At 63.2% G+C, this 13,621-nt stretch carries 15 protein-coding genes; 11 read left to right on the forward strand and 4 right to left on the reverse strand.

Annotated features, from left to right (window positions below):
• Window positions 1-67 precede the first annotated feature (67 nt).
• From E1748_RS14415 to E1748_RS14425, 3 genes are all read left to right on the forward strand, one after another.
• On the forward strand, window positions 68-817 hold the full coding sequence (locus tag E1748_RS14415) for an electron transfer flavoprotein subunit beta/FixA family protein (protein WP_133647897.1): 750 nt from the start codon (window positions 68-70) through the stop codon (window positions 815-817).
• Between the two features lie 15 nt (window positions 818-832).
• On the forward strand, window positions 833-1,765 hold the full coding sequence (locus E1748_RS14420) for an electron transfer flavoprotein subunit alpha/FixB family protein (protein ID WP_133647898.1): 933 nt from the start codon (window positions 833-835) through the stop codon (window positions 1,763-1,765).
• A gap of 119 nt (window positions 1,766-1,884) precedes the next feature.
• Window positions 1,885-3,672 (forward strand): acyl-CoA dehydrogenase, encoded by a 1,788-nt coding sequence (locus E1748_RS14425; RefSeq protein ID WP_133647899.1) that lies wholly within the window; start codon window positions 1,885-1,887, stop codon window positions 3,670-3,672.
• A 111-nt stretch (window positions 3,673-3,783) separates the two neighbouring features.
• On the opposite strand, the gene E1748_RS14430 is transcribed toward E1748_RS14425, so the two are convergent.
• On the reverse strand, window positions 3,784-5,070 hold the full coding sequence (locus E1748_RS14430; protein WP_133647900.1) for a D-amino acid dehydrogenase: 1,287 nt from the start codon (window positions 5,068-5,070) through the stop codon (window positions 3,784-3,786).
• 146 nt (window positions 5,071-5,216) lie between these two features.
• On the opposite strand from E1748_RS14430, the gene E1748_RS14435 reads away from it, so the two are divergent.
• Together E1748_RS14435 and E1748_RS14440 are read left to right on the forward strand one after the other, a co-directional pair.
• Entirely contained in the window at window positions 5,217-5,705 is a 489-nt protein-coding gene (locus E1748_RS14435; RefSeq protein WP_133647901.1) for an Lrp/AsnC ligand binding domain-containing protein, read from the forward strand.
• 98 nt (window positions 5,706-5,803) lie between these two features.
• Window positions 5,804-6,967 (forward strand): PA0069 family radical SAM protein, encoded by a 1,164-nt coding sequence (locus E1748_RS14440; protein WP_133647902.1) that lies wholly within the window; start codon window positions 5,804-5,806, stop codon window positions 6,965-6,967.
• 15 nt (window positions 6,968-6,982) lie between these two features.
• On the opposite strand, the gene E1748_RS14445 is transcribed toward E1748_RS14440, so the two are convergent.
• Window positions 6,983-7,450, reverse strand: a complete 468-nt coding sequence (locus E1748_RS14445; protein WP_133647903.1) for an NINE protein — start codon at window positions 7,448-7,450, stop codon at window positions 6,983-6,985.
• Window positions 7,451-7,579: 129 nt separating this feature from the next.
• On the reverse strand, window positions 7,580-8,686 hold the full coding sequence (locus tag E1748_RS14450) for a PQQ-dependent sugar dehydrogenase (protein WP_420819338.1): 1,107 nt from the start codon (window positions 8,684-8,686) through the stop codon (window positions 7,580-7,582).
• A 244-nt stretch (window positions 8,687-8,930) separates the two neighbouring features.
• Here E1748_RS14450 and rpsP point away from each other — a divergent pair, with 244 nt between their 5' ends.
• From rpsP to E1748_RS14480, 6 genes are all read left to right on the forward strand, one after another.
• Entirely contained in the window at window positions 8,931-9,188 is a 258-nt protein-coding gene (gene rpsP / locus E1748_RS14455; protein WP_133647904.1) for a 30S ribosomal protein S16, read from the forward strand.
• Window positions 9,189-9,293: 105 nt separating this feature from the next.
• Window positions 9,294-10,016, forward strand: a complete 723-nt coding sequence (gene rimM, locus E1748_RS14460) for a ribosome maturation factor RimM (RefSeq protein ID WP_133647905.1) — start codon at window positions 9,294-9,296, stop codon at window positions 10,014-10,016.
• A gap of 36 nt (window positions 10,017-10,052) precedes the next feature.
• Window positions 10,053-10,820 (forward strand): tRNA (guanosine(37)-N1)-methyltransferase TrmD, encoded by a 768-nt coding sequence (gene trmD / locus E1748_RS14465; RefSeq protein WP_133647906.1) that lies wholly within the window; start codon window positions 10,053-10,055, stop codon window positions 10,818-10,820.
• 156 nt (window positions 10,821-10,976) lie between these two features.
• A complete protein-coding gene (gene rplS, locus E1748_RS14470) occupies window positions 10,977-11,363 on the forward strand; it encodes a 50S ribosomal protein L19 (protein WP_133647907.1) in 387 nt (128 codons plus the stop codon).
• Window positions 11,364-11,454: 91 nt separating this feature from the next.
• On the forward strand, window positions 11,455-12,135 hold the full coding sequence (locus E1748_RS14475; protein WP_133647908.1) for a CoA pyrophosphatase: 681 nt from the start codon (window positions 11,455-11,457) through the stop codon (window positions 12,133-12,135).
• A 113-nt stretch (window positions 12,136-12,248) separates the two neighbouring features.
• Window positions 12,249-13,187 (forward strand): CobD/CbiB family protein, encoded by a 939-nt coding sequence (locus tag E1748_RS14480; protein ID WP_133647909.1) that lies wholly within the window; start codon window positions 12,249-12,251, stop codon window positions 13,185-13,187.
• An 82-nt stretch (window positions 13,188-13,269) separates the two neighbouring features.
• Here the strand turns inward: E1748_RS14480 and E1748_RS14485 are convergent, their stop codons facing one another.
• Entirely contained in the window at window positions 13,270-13,590 is a 321-nt protein-coding gene (locus tag E1748_RS14485; RefSeq protein ID WP_133649365.1) for a putative signal transducing protein, read from the reverse strand.
• Window positions 13,591-13,621: the final 31 nt, after the last annotated feature.

Genomic DNA, 13,621 nt, shown 5'->3' on the forward strand with positions numbered 1-13,621 from the left:
CTGCCGGAAAGGGGCAGTCGTTATAATGGCCGCTGGGTTGACGTATTCGTAACTTTGGAGCGTGTGCATGAAAATCCTGGTGCCAGTAAAGAGAGTGGTCGACTACAACGTGAAGGTCCGCGTGAAATCGGACGGCACGGGTGTCGACATCGCGAACGTGAAGATGTCGATGAATCCGTTCGACGAAATCGCGGTGGAAGAAGCGGTGCGGTTGCGCGAAGCAGGTGTCGCGACCGAAGTGATCGCAGTGTCGGCCGGTGTCGCGCAGGCGCAGGAAACGCTGCGCACGGCGCTCGCAATCGGCGCGGATCGTGCGATCCTGATCGAATCGAATGAAGACCTCCAGCCGCTCGCCGTCGCAAAGCTGCTCAAGGCGCTGGTCGACAAGGAACAGCCGCAACTGGTGATCCTCGGCAAGCAGGCCATCGACGACGACTCGAACCAGACCGGCCAGATGCTCGCCGCACTCGCGAACCTGCCGCAAGCTACGTTCGCATCGAAGGTCGTCGTGGCCGACGGCAAGGCGACGGTGTCGCGCGAAGTCGACGGCGGTGCCGAAACGCTGGCGCTGACGCTGCCGGCCGTCATCACCACCGATCTCCGCCTGAACGAGCCGCGCTATGTGACGCTGCCGAACATCATGAAGGCGAAGAAGAAGCCGCTCGAAACCGTGAAGCCGGAAGACCTCGGCGTGGACGTGAGTCCGCGTCTGAAGACGCTGAAAGTGGTCGAGCCGCCGAAGCGCGCTGCCGGTGTGAAGGTGCCGGACGTTGCCGCGCTGGTGGACAAGCTGAAGACCGAAGCCAAGGTGCTGTAAGAGGAGCGGATAGAGATGACGAATCTGGTAATAGCTGAACACGACGGCGCATCGATCAAGGCCGCGACGCTGAACACGATTGCAGCGGCGCAGAAGATCGGTGGCGACATTCACGTGCTGGTCGCGGGTCACAACGCACAGGGCGCAGCCGACGCAGCCGCGAAGATCGCGGGCGTCACGAAGGTGCTGCTCGCCGACGCCGCGCAACTCGAAGCCGGCCTCGCGGAAAACGTCGAAGCGACGGTGCTGAACATCGCGAAGAACTACACGCACATCCTTGCGCCGGCTACCGCCTACGGCAAGAACGTCGCACCGCGTATCGCGGCGAAGCTCGACGTCGCGCAGATCAGCGACATCACCGCGGTGGACAGCGCCGACACGTTCGAGCGTCCGATCTACGCGGGCAACGCAATCGCGACGGTGCAATCGCAGGATCCGATCAAGGTCGTCACGGTGCGTTCGACGGGCTTCGACCCGGTCGCAGCGGAAGGCGGCAGCGCAGCGGTCGAGAAGATCGACGCAGCGGCTGACTCGGGTCTGTCGCAGTTCGTGAGCCGCGAAGTGACGAAGCTGGACCGTCCGGAGCTGACGAGCGCGAACATCATCGTGTCGGGTGGACGCGGTCTGGGCAGCGGCGAGAACTACACGAAGGTGCTCGAGCCGCTCGCCGACAAGCTGAATGCTGCACTCGGCGCATCGCGTGCAGCCGTCGATGCGGGCTACGTGCCGAACGACTATCAGGTCGGCCAGACCGGCAAGATCGTTGCGCCGCAGCTGTACATCGCGGTGGGGATCTCCGGCGCGATCCAGCATCTGGCCGGCATGAAGGATTCGAAGGTGATCGTCGCGATCAACAAGGATCCGGAAGCGCCGATTTTCAGCGTGGCCGATTACGGGCTCGTCGGCGATCTGTTCGCCGTGGTGCCGGAACTCGTCGGCGCGCTTTGATCGCTGCCGGACAGCGCCGCGCAACAGGCGTCCGGCCGTAGTCAATCGTAGGGTCGAAGGGGTGTAGGGGTTCGAGTCCCCTCGCCCCTTTTTCATATCGCAGTCGGAGGAGAGCTGACATGTATAACGCGCCCATCCGGGACATGCTGTTCGTCATGAAAGAGCTGGCGAATATCGAGCACATCGCAACATTGCCGGGTTTCGAAGACGCGAATCTCGAGACCGCTCAGGCGGTGCTCGAAGAATCGGCGAAATTCTGCGGCGAAGTACTCGCGCCGCTGAACGTCGAAGGCGACCGCAATCCGAGCAGCTGGAAGGATGGCGTCGTTACCGCGTCGCCGGGTTTTCGCGACGCGTTTCGCCAGTTCTCCGAAGGCGGCTGGCAAGGCGTCCAGCATCCCGCCGACTACGAAGGCCAGGGTCTGCCGAAGCTGATCGCGACGCCGTGCATCGAAATGCTGAACGCGTCCAACCTGTCGTTTGCGCTGTGTCCGTTGTTGACCGACGGCGCGATCGAAGCGCTGCTGACCGCCGGCACCGAGGAACAGAAGCAGGTCTACGTGCCGAAGCTGATTTCCGGCGAATGGACCGGCACGATGAACCTCACCGAGCCGCAGGCCGGCTCCGATCTCGCGCTGGTGCGCACGCGTGCCGAGCCGACCGGCGACGGCGCATACCGCGTCTTCGGCACGAAGATTTTCATCACGTGGGGCGAGCACGACATGGCGAAGAACATCGTCCATCTCGTGCTGGCACGTACACCCAGTGCACCCGAAGGCGTGAAGGGCATTTCGCTCTTCATCGTGCCGAAGTTTCTCGTCGGTGCGGATGGTTCGCTCGGCGAGCGCAACGACGTGCACTGCGTGTCGATCGAACACAAGCTCGGCATCAAGGCGAGCCCGACTGCGGTGCTGCAATTCGGCGATCACGGCGGCGCGCTCGGCTATCTGGTCGGCGAAGAGAATCGCGGCCTCGAGTACATGTTCATCATGATGAACGCCGCGCGTTTCGCAGTGGGCATGCAGGGCGTCGCCGTGTCGGACCGTGCGTATCAGAAGGCAGTCGCGTATGCGAAGGAACGCGTGCAGAGTCGTCCGGTCGATGGTTCGGCGAAGCAGTCGGTGTCGATCATTCACCATCCCGACGTGCGGCGGATGCTCGCGACGATGCGTGCGCTCACAGAAGGTTCGCGTGCGCTCGCGTATGTCGCGGCGTCGCACTGCGACATCGCGCACCGCGACCCGGACGACGCGCAGCGCGCGAAGCATCAGGCGATCTACGAATTCCTCGTGCCGATCGTGAAGGGCTGGAGTACGGAGCTGTCGATCGACGTGACGAGCCTCGGCGTGCAGGTGCATGGCGGGATGGGTTTCATCGAGGAAACCGGTGCCGCGCAGTTCTATCGCGACGCACGGATTCTGCCGATCTACGAAGGCACGACCGCGATCCAGGCGAACGATCTGATCGGTCGCAAGACGCTGCGCGACGGCGGCGCGGTCGCGCAGGCGCTGCTCGCCGAGATCGCACAGACCGTCGAGCAACTGGGCCGCGAGAAGGATGCCGCGTGTGCGTCGATGCAGCGGCAGCTGGAACAGGGTCGACGTTCGCTCGAAGCGGCGGTGAAGTTCGTGCTCGAGAACGCGAAGCGCGATCCGAACGCGGTGTTCGCGGGCAGCGTGCCGTATCTGAAGCTCGCGGGCATCGTGCTGGGTGGCTGGCAGATGGCGCGTGCGCTACTCGTCGCAAAGCAGAAGCATGGCGACGATCCTTCGTTCTACGGTGCGAAGATCGCGACCGCGCAGTTCTTCGCGGAGCACGTGCTGTCGCAGGCCACGGCGTTCGAAGCGGCGATCGTCAGTGCGAAGGGCGATGAAGGTGTGCTTGCGTTGTCGGAGGATCAGTTCTGATGTAGCGCAGCGGCTGAGATGACTGCGAGCAAAACAAACGGCGCCTTGAGGGCGCCGTTTGTTTTTGCAGCGTAGCGTGGCTATGAATCGCAGCGCACGCGTGTGAGTACGTTACGCGTAGGCAGGACGTCCCGTGCCGCTGGTTTCGCCGAGATAGCGATGCACGGACAGATCGCCCGACTGGATCGCGGGCTGCTTGCCGGAAATCAGATCGGCGAGCAGTTGGCCCGAGCCGCACGACATCGTCCAGCCGAGCGTGCCGTGACCGGTGTTCAGGAACAGGTTCGACACGGGCGTACGGCCGACGATCGGCGTGCCGTCCGGCGTCATCGGACGCAGGCCGGTCCAGAACGTGGCCTTCGACGTATCGCCGCCGCCGGGGAACAGATCGTTCACGCACATTTCGAGCGTTTCGCGGCGCGCGTCGCGCAGCGTCTTGTCGAAGCCGACGATCTCCGCCATCCCGCCGACGCGGATGCGGTCGTCGAAACGCGTGATCGCGATCTTGTAGGTCTCGTCGAGCACGGTCGATACCGGAGCCGCCGCCGCATCGACGATCGGTGCAGTGATCGAATAACCCTTCAACGGATACACCGGAATCTTGACGATGCCGGACAGGAATTTGGTCGAGTACGAACCGAGCGCAACGACGAATGCATCGGCACGCACGAGTTCGCTGCCGCACTGCACGCCGGCGATGCGGCCGCCGGCTTGCGCGAGCGCATCGATCGGCGTGTTGTAGCGGAACTTCACGCCGAGCGCTTCGGCCATCGCGGCGAGGCGGGTGGTGAACAGCTGGCAGTCGCCGGTTTCGTCGCCCGGCAGACGCAAACCGCCGGTGAGCTTGTGCGACACGGCGGCGAGCGCCGGTTCCGCGCGCGCCAGTTCGGCCGGCGACAACAGTTCGTACGGGACGTTGGCGTCCTTCAGCACGGCGATGTCTTTCGCAGCGCCTTCGAGTTGCTGTTGCGTGCGGAAGACCTGCAGCGTGCCGCCCGTGCGGCCTTCGTACTGGATGCCGGTGTCCGCGCGCAGCGCCTGCAGACAATCGCGGCTGTATTCGGCGAGACGCACCATGCGGCCTTTGTTCACCGCGTAGCGTGCCGACGTGCAGTTCTGCAGCATCTGCCACATCCACTGCAACTGGAATTGCGTGCCGTCGAGGCGGATCGCGAGCGGTGCGTGCTTCTGGAACATCCACTTGACGGCTTTCAGCGGCACGCCAGGCGCAGCCCACGGCGCCGCATAGCCCGGCGAAATCTGGCCGGCGTTTGCAAAGCTGGTTTCGAGTGCAGGACCGGCCTCGCGATCGATGACGGTCACTTCATGGCCCGCGCGCGCCAGATAATAAGCGCTCGTCACCCCGACGACGCCACTGCCCAAAACGACGACTCGCATAGCTGCTCCGATAAGGTCGAAAGGCCGCTGCGCCGGAATAATTCGATTAACGAGGTAATGCGCGGAAGGCCTAGTGTTAACCGCTATACTATTGATCGTTAGCTAGGTTTTGTTATTGTATTTTTCGAGTTTTCAGTAAAAAGACAATGAGAACCCAACGTCAACCGATCCGCACGCTCGACAAGCTCGATCACAAGATCCTCAGGCTGTTGCAGCAGGACGGCCGCATGGCCATGAAGGACCTCGCCGAGCAGGTGGGGCTGTCGGTGACACCGTGCATCGAGCGCGTGAAGCGGATGGAGCGCGACGGCGTGATCATGGGCTACTACGCACGCGTCAATCCGACCGAACTGGGCGCGGCGCTGCTGGTGTTCGTCGAGATCACGCTCGATCACAAGAGCGGCAACATGTTCGACCAGTTTCGCCGCGAGGTGCAGAAGATCCCGGAGGTGCTCGAGTGCCACCTGGTATCGGGCGATTTCGACTATCTGATCAAGGCACGCATCGGCGAGATGGCCGACTACCGCAAGCTGCTCGGCGACATCCTGCTGCAGCTGCCTGGCGCGGTGCAGTCGAAGAGCTATGTCGTGATGGAGGAAATCAAGGAATCGCTGACGATCGCGGTCGGCGAATAGCGCGAAAACCCGCGGAAATCTGCGGAGCCTGGTGGGCTCGACAAAGCGCGTAAACACTGTATATTTGTACAGTATTTTGTGTTGCCGACGCTACCGCCATGAACGATCCCGACTCTCCTTCTGACACCGAATTTCCAATCGCGCCACCGGTTCCCCGCAAGGGGCGGGGCGCGGTGACCAACTTGCAGGGCCGTTACGAGGTCGACCAGCGCGAAAAGGTCGACGACGGTTGGCTGTCGTCAGAAGGCGAGGACGGCGAGCCTCGGCCGCTGCGCACACAGGTCTTCGAGGAAAAAGCGAAAAGCATCCTGACCCGCAATGCGTCGCCGGACATTCCGTTCACGGTTTCGCTGAACCCGTATCGCGGTTGCGAGCACGGCTGTATCTATTGTTTTGCGCGGCCCACGCACAGCTATCTCGGACTGTCGCCGGGGCTCGACTTCGAGAGCCGGATCTACGCGAAGATCAACGCCCCCGAACTGCTCGAACGCGAGCTGTCGAAGAAGTCGTATGTGCCGGAGCCGATCGCACTCGGCGTCGCCACCGATGCATGGCAGCCGGTCGAACGCGATTTGCAGCTCACGCGTCGTGTCATCCAGGTACTGCACGATCGCGGGCAGCCGTTTGCCGCGATCACGAAGTCGTCGCTGATCGAGCGCGATCTGGATCTGCTCGCACCGATGGCCGCGCGCGGGCAGATGATGGCCGCGATCACGATCACCACACTCGATGCCGATATTGCGCGCACGCTGGAGCCGCGTGCCGCGACGCCGGCGCGTCGGCTGCGCACGATACGGACGCTTGCCGAAGCGGGCGTGCCGGTCGGCGTGAGCATCGCACCGGTTATTCCGTTCGTTACCGAGCAGGACATGGAGCGTGTGCTCGAAGCCTGTGCCGAGGCGGGCGCGACGAACGCGAGCTATATCGTGTTGCGATTGCCGTGGGAGGTCGCGCCGCTATTCAAGGACTGGCTCGCCGCGCACTTCCCCGACCGCGCCGATCGGGTGATGAGCCGCGTGCGCGACATGCGGGGTGGGAAGGACTATGACTCGTCGTTTGCCCATCGGATGAAGGGCGAAGGTCTGTGGGCCGATCTGCTGCGGCAGCGATTCCGGCAGGCTGCGCGACGCCTTCATCTGAACGAGCGCGATCGAGGCATTCTCGACATGTCGCATTTCAAGCGTGCTGAGCGTGCCCAGGCACCGCGCACGGCGGGGGCTACGAGTGCTAAACCGCCCAGTCCGCAGCTCGATCTGTTCTAGCTTCGCGCGTTGCTGTTACTGCGACAGCGATGTGGTCGCGTTGGCCTGTGATTCGAAATATGTCTCGAACGACATCGCGAGTCCGGTCATCAGCAGGAACGCTCCGATCAGCAGCGAAAAGATCACGACAAAGACCACCACCCAGCCCGAATGGCTACGTTGTTCCGTGTGCGCATTGAACTGCGCGTCCCACTTTTCGTCGGGCCGCAGTCCATAGACGATCGCTGCGAGAAACGCGGCCAGCAACGACACTGCACCCGGGATGGCGAGGCACCAGCCGAGCGTCGATGAGCGTTCGGTGATTGCCAGCAGCAGGAAGCCGGGGATGCCGATCAGCGTGCCAGCGATGTGAGCCCAGCCGTAGATGTCGCGTCGGCCATACAGATAGAACCGGTGCGCGCCGATCGTGCCGAGAAAGAACGCGAGCGCGGCGGTTGCCGTTTTGGAGCGGAAGCGGGGGGAAGTCGTAGTGACGATGGACATGGAGTGACAGGCGGCGGAAAGGAACGGCGAACGGCGCGCTCGCGCGCCGACGCGCATTCTACGCCGCGCGAACCGTATCGTACCGTCCGGGTCACGCGACCCTCTGTCGCACGGATCGCGAAGCGCGGATCAATGGGGTGCGCTATAGGTCACACGATAGATCGCGCCCGTGTAGTCGTCGCTGATCAGCAGCGAGCCGTCGGGCAGCGGCAGCACATCGGCGGGGCGGCCCCAGATGGTTTCGTCCGGCATCAGCCAGCCTGACGCGAACACCTCCTGCCGCGCATGACTGCCGTCCGCACTGGCGATTACGCGGACCACGCGGTAGCCGCTCTTCTTGCTGCGGTTCCACGAGCCGTGTTCGGCGATGAACACGTTGTTGCGGTAGTCGGCGGGAAACATCTCGCCTGTATAGAAGCGCATGCCCAGCGACGCGACGTGCGCGCCGAGCTTCGCGACCGGCGGGGTGAACGCGCTGCATGGCCGCTCGCCGCCGAATTCGGGGTCCGGCGTATCGCCTCCATGGCAATACGGGTAGCCGAAATCCAGGCCGTCGCGGGCGGCGCGGTTGAGCTTGTCGTCGGGCCGATCGTCGCCGAGCAGATCGCGGCCGTTATCGGTGAACCATAGTTCGTGTGTGACCGGATGCCACGCGAAGCCGACCGTGTTGCGAACGCCGCGCGCGATCGTGTCGTAGTGGCTGCCGTCCGCGTTCATCCGGCCGATCATCGCGTAGCGGTTCGGGTCGGGGCGGCAGATGTTGCACGGCGCCCCCTGCGGCACGTACAGCTTGCCGTCCGGTCCGAATGCGATGAATTTCCAGCCGTGATGACGCTCGGTGGGGAGGTCGTCGGTGATGACAGCCGGCTTCGGTGGGCTGGCCAGATGCTCGTCGATTGCATCGAAGCGGATGATTTTCGACACCGCGGAGACATACAGCGCGCCGTCATGCCACGCGACGCCAGCCGGCATTTCAAGGCCAGACGCGATCGTGTAGCGGGCGGCGACGCGCCCGTCCTTGAGCGTCAGCGCATAAACATGGCCGTCGAAGCTGCCGACGTACAGGATGCCTTTCGGCGACAAAGCCATTTCGCGTGCGGTCGGAACCGCGTCCGATAGCACTTCGATGTGGAAACCCGCCGGTAGCGCGATCCGCTCGACCGGCAGGGCGGCATGAGCGGACACCGCCGTCCCGACGACCAGCCAGGCCGCCGCCATCTTCGCAACCCGCGCCAGATGGCCGCGCAGGCGTCGCCGACACCCCGTCGAAGCCGACGCCGGCGCGTAGGCGCCGGATAATGTGGTTTTCACGCGCGCTCCTTCATGATCAGACGATTGCCGGTGGCCCTGGACGCCGGGTTGTATCGCCGGCGCGACCCATCGAGCCAGTTTATCCCGGTAAGTGTTTGTTATGGCTTTGGTTTCCAGCTATAATCTCGCGTTTCAGCAGTTCCGAACCCCGGTTTTCAAGGATTCCAGTATGGTCATCATCCGCTTGGCTCGTGGCGGCTCGAAGAAGCGCCCGTTCTACAACATCGTCGCAACCGATTCGCGTAACCGTCGTGACGGCCGCTTCATCGAACGCGTCGGCTTCTACAACCCGATCGCTACGAAGGGCGAATCGCTGCGTATCGCGCAGGATCGTCTGACGTACTGGCAAGGCGTGGGCGCGCAACTGTCGCCGACCGTCGAGCGTCTCGTGAAGGAAGCGCAAAAGGCGCAACCGGCTGCTGTTTAATGCCGGCTGGTACAGGCATCGGCGGTAATGGTGACGGCCAGATGGCCGGCGCCCGTCAACCGGTGCATGGATGTAAATCGCTCCGGCGTGCTTCGAGGGTAGTCCATGTCTACGCGTGATTCCGACGGCTCCGGCCGCACTGGTGCCAGCGCGTCGGCGACCGAAGCCCCGTTCGGTGCGTTTGTCCGCAAGCCGGTCAAGGCGGGTGGGCAGAAAAAATCTTCGACGGCTGCTTCGGCAACTGAACAGTCGATGCGCGTCGAGTCGGCGGAAAGCTGGCCTGCCGATGCGATCGAAGTCGGTGCGATCGTCGATGCGTATGGCCTGAAGGGCTGGGTCAAGGTAGCCGCGCATGCGGATGCCGGGCACGGCGGCGACGCGCTGCTGAGTGCGACCCGCTGGTGGCTGTTGAAGGGACGCGATGCGAATCCGGAGCGCAAGTCGGCTGCGGTGCGCGAAGCGAAAATCCATTCCGACAGCATCGTCGCTCAACTGGCCGGTACGGACGATCGCGATGCAGCGGTGGCACTGCGCGGTTGCCGTATCTACGTCAGTCGTGGCGAGTTTCCCGCGCTCGATGCCGACGAGTTTTACTGGGTGGACCTGGTTGGCCTCGCCGTCGTGAATCTGACCGGCGTCGAGCTCGGCAAGGTCGCCGGCATGATCGACAACGGCGCCCATTCGGTGCTGCGCGTCGAATACGCGATAACCGACAAGGACGGCAAACCGGCAAGCGCCGAGCGTCTGATCCCCTTCGTCGGCGTGTACGTCAAAACTGTGGACCAGGCGACGAAGCAGATTACCGTCGACTGGGAAGCCGATTACTGAACCGGTCGACCGGTGTTTCGCTGAACGGAGAGGGCGATGCAGTTCGATGTCGTGACGCTCTTCCCCGAGATGTTTCGCGCGCTGACCGACTGGGGTATTACGAGCCGGGCCGTGAAGCAGTCGCGTTACGGATTGCGAACGTGGAATCCTCGCGATTTCACCGTCGACAACTACCGTACGATCGACGATCGTCCATACGGCGGCGGCCCCGGCATGGTGATGCTGGCAAAACCGCTGGAAGACGCGATCGGTGCGGCGAAAGCCGCTCAAGCCGAGCAGGGCATCGCGGCACCGCGTGTCGTGATGATGTCGCCGCAAGGTGGGACGCTGAATCACGAGGGTGTGATGCGGCTTGCCGCCGAACCCGGTCTGATCGTGCTGTGCGGTCGCTACGAAGCGATCGACCAGCGGCTGATCGACCGGTGTGTCGACGAAGAAATCAGTCTCGGCGATTTCGTGTTGTCCGGCGGCGAGTTGCCGGCGATGGCGATGATGGATGCCATCGTGCGTCAGTTGCCGGGCGTGCTGAACGATGCGCAGTCGGCGGTGCAGGACAGTTTTGTCGACGGCCTGCTCGATTGTCCGCATTACACGCGGCCCGAAGAGTACGACGGTGTGCGCGTCCCCGACGTGCTGATCGGCGGGCATCACGCGGAAATCATGCAGTGGCGACGCCGCGAAGCGTTGCGCAACACGTTGCTGAAGCGGCCCGATCTGATTGCACGGGCAAGAAAGAACAAGATGTTGAGTCGTGCCGACGAGGTATGGCTCACTACTCTCGCGAAGGAAGCGTCCAAGGCTTGATGCCGTGGCGTTCCGGGCGGGAACCAGGCGGTGCCGTTCATGCGTGAACGGTGCCAGTTGTGAACCCATCCTCTATCGGGGCCGTAGCCGCGCGTGACAGGCAGTTCCACGCAAGGCAGGTACGAACGCCGACAAGATGGCACCAGGAGTCAGTCAATGAATCTGATTGCAAAACTCGAGCAGGAAGAAATCGAGCGCGCGCTCGCAGGCAAGACCATTCCCGAATTCGCCCCCGGCGATACGGTGATCGTGAGCGTGAACGTGGTTGAAGGTACGCGCAAGCGCGTTCAGGCATACGAAGGCGTCGTGATCGCGAAGCGTAACCGTGGCCTGAATTCGTCGTTCATCGTCCGCAAGATTTCGTCGGGCGAAGGCGTCGAGCGGACTTTCCAGACGTACTCGCCGCTGCTGGCGAGCATCGTCGTGAAGCGCCGCGGCGATGTGCGTCGTGCAAAGCTTTACTACCTGCGCGACCGTTCGGGCAAGTCGGCCCGGATCAAGGAAAAGCTCGTGTCGAAAGACCGCGCGGCTTCCCAGCAGTAAAAGCTGTAAGAAAAAGCACCCGTCCCGGGTGCTTTTTTCATTGGCGAGGCAAAATACGTTTATTCCAGATTGCCTGCGCCGAGAGTCCCGTTTGATCCGTCCAGTCTTCGAACCCGAAACCCTGCCCATCGAATCCACCGGCACCGATCTGCCGCCGGTCGCGCCGGGACGTCTGACGCCCGATGGTTTGCGGGCGCGGTTCGAACAGCGGCTGCCCTGGGACACGGAGCCCGTCGAAGGTCGTTGGCGTGAAGTCGGCGATCCGCGTGTGGCCGCAGTGCTGGTGCCGCTCGTCGTCCGTGAAACCGGGTTGACCGTCCTGCTGACCCAGCGCGCCGACCATCTAAACGATCACGCTGGCCAGGTGAGCTTTCCCGGTGGCCGCGAAGAACCGCACGATGCCGATGCAACCGCGACCGCGCTACGCGAAGCGCGCGAAGAGGTCGGTCTCGACCCGGCCCGCGTCGAAGTGCTAGGTGCGTTGCCGGACTATCTGACCGGCACTGGCTTTCGCGTGACGCCCGTGGTCGGCCTCGTTCATCCGCCGTTCACAGTCGAAGCCGATACGCTTGAAGTCGCTGAGATCTTCGAAGTGCCGCTCAGCTTCCTGATGGACCCCGGGCATCACGAGGTGAGGGTGTTTCGCTGGGAAGGCGGCGAGCGCCGCTTTTTCGCGATGCCGTATCCGCGCAGCGAAGGCGGTGGTCATTACTTCGTCTGGGGTGCGACGGCCGGCATGCTGCGCAATTTCTATCGTTTTCTCGCCGCGTGATCCGTGCGGTGTGACTGGGTACGACAGGTTTGTAAGTGCACCGCTCAGCGGCATCCGACCCTGTGCTATCGTTACAACACAATCGCTAATACTCGAATGGCACGGCGCATCGCATGACTTTTTTCTCCGTACTGCTGGCTCTCATCATCGAACAGATGCGTGCGCTGTCGCCGAACAATCCGGTGTCGGCGCTGCTTCACTATCACGCGGAGTCGGCGGCGCACGGGTTCGATGCCGGTAAGCCGAAGCACGGCATTCTCGCGTGGCTCGTGGTCGTGTTGCCGTGGACGCTCGCCGTCGCGTTGATCTACTACGTGCTGTACCGGATCAATTTCGTGCTGGCGTTCTTGTGGAACGTCGTGATCGTCTACTTCACGCTCGGCTTCCGGCAGTTCAGCCATTACTTCACCGACATCCATCTCGCGCTGAACAACGACGACGTGCCGCGTGCGCGTGAAGTTCTCGCCGAGTGGACCGGTATCGATACCGTCGACATGCCCGTCAGCGAGATCGTCCGTCACACGCTGATCCACGCGGTCGTCGCGTCGCATCGTCATGTGTTCGGTGTGTTCTTCTGGTTCCTCGTGCCGATCGGACCGGCCGGCGCGGTGCTGTACCGGATCGCCGAATACCTGGCGCGTACATGGTCGGAGCCTGCGGTCGATCGCACCGCCGCGTTCTCGACGTTCGCGCAGCGCGCGTTCTTCGTGATCGACTGGATACCGGCACGGTTGACGTCGCTCGGCTTCGCGATCGTCGGTAATTTCGAGGATGCGATTTACGCGTGGCGCAATCACGCGCGGCAGTGGCCCGATCCGAACGATGGCGTGCTGCTCGCGGCGGGTAGCGGTGCGCTCGGCGCGCGGCTCTCCGGCCCGCTCGCCGAGCAGTCGAGTCTCGATGCACTCGCGACCGGCGATGGCGGCCCGATGCAGGTCGGCGACGACTGCACGCCGCGCACGCTGCAATCGGCGGTCGGGCTTGTGTGGCGCGCGGTGATCCTGTGGATGATCCTGCTGCTGATGCTGACCATCGCGGTGTGGCTCGCGTAGAACACGCAACGCGCTACGAAAAAAAGAGAGAGGCCGGCTTGTCCGGCCTCTCTCTTTTCTGCAAACGAATGTGCAAACGAATTCAGTCCCGCAGCGGATTGCGCGCGGTCCCGCACTGCCAGCACACGGTGAATTGCGCCTCCAGCGTCTCGCCGCATCCTTCACAACGCCAGCTGGGCGCACCATCGGCAGGCCCGCGCGACGCCGCGTCGATCAATCTTCGCGCAAGCGCTTCGTCGCGATCGTCCATGAGCCACAGTTCCGGCGCGCACTGATCCGCCGGAATTTCACCGAGCGCGCCGTTCAGATAGCGGTTGTGCAACTCGCACGCGATGCCCGCGGTCGCCAGCAGGTTGATCCAGTGCTGGCCGATCAGCAGATTCGGTGCGCGCGTCAGCTTCAGCATGGGTCGCAGAATAAAAGGAGGAGCCGCA

This window comes from Paraburkholderia flava, from assembly GCF_004359985.1.
GTDB classification, from domain to species: domain Bacteria; phylum Pseudomonadota; class Gammaproteobacteria; order Burkholderiales; family Burkholderiaceae; genus Paraburkholderia; species Paraburkholderia flava.

What these genes read in the sequence shown, in the direction of transcription:
- E1748_RS14415 (WP_133647897.1), top strand. Translation starts at nt 68, where the DNA reads ATGAAAATCCTGGTGCCAGTAAAGAGAGTGGTCGACTACAACGTGAAG.
- E1748_RS14420 (WP_133647898.1), top strand. Translation starts at nt 833, where the DNA reads ATGACGAATCTGGTAATAGCTGAACACGACGGCGCATCGATCAAGGCC.
- E1748_RS14425 (WP_133647899.1), top strand. Translation starts at nt 1,885, where the DNA reads ATGTATAACGCGCCCATCCGGGACATGCTGTTCGTCATGAAAGAGCTG.
- E1748_RS14430 (WP_133647900.1), bottom strand. Translation starts at nt 5,070, where the DNA reads ATGCGAGTCGTCGTTTTGGGCAGTGGCGTCGTCGGGGTGACGAGCGCT.
- E1748_RS14435 (WP_133647901.1), top strand. Translation starts at nt 5,217, where the DNA reads ATGAGAACCCAACGTCAACCGATCCGCACGCTCGACAAGCTCGATCAC.
- E1748_RS14440 (WP_133647902.1), top strand. Translation starts at nt 5,804, where the DNA reads ATGAACGATCCCGACTCTCCTTCTGACACCGAATTTCCAATCGCGCCA.
- E1748_RS14445 (WP_133647903.1), bottom strand. Translation starts at nt 7,450, where the DNA reads ATGTCCATCGTCACTACGACTTCCCCCCGCTTCCGCTCCAAAACGGCA.
- rpsP (WP_133647904.1), top strand. Translation starts at nt 8,931, where the DNA reads ATGGTCATCATCCGCTTGGCTCGTGGCGGCTCGAAGAAGCGCCCGTTC.
- rimM (WP_133647905.1), top strand. Translation starts at nt 9,294, where the DNA reads ATGTCTACGCGTGATTCCGACGGCTCCGGCCGCACTGGTGCCAGCGCG.
- trmD (WP_133647906.1), top strand. Translation starts at nt 10,053, where the DNA reads ATGCAGTTCGATGTCGTGACGCTCTTCCCCGAGATGTTTCGCGCGCTG.
- rplS (WP_133647907.1), top strand. Translation starts at nt 10,977, where the DNA reads ATGAATCTGATTGCAAAACTCGAGCAGGAAGAAATCGAGCGCGCGCTC.
- E1748_RS14480 (WP_133647909.1), top strand. Translation starts at nt 12,249, where the DNA reads ATGACTTTTTTCTCCGTACTGCTGGCTCTCATCATCGAACAGATGCGT.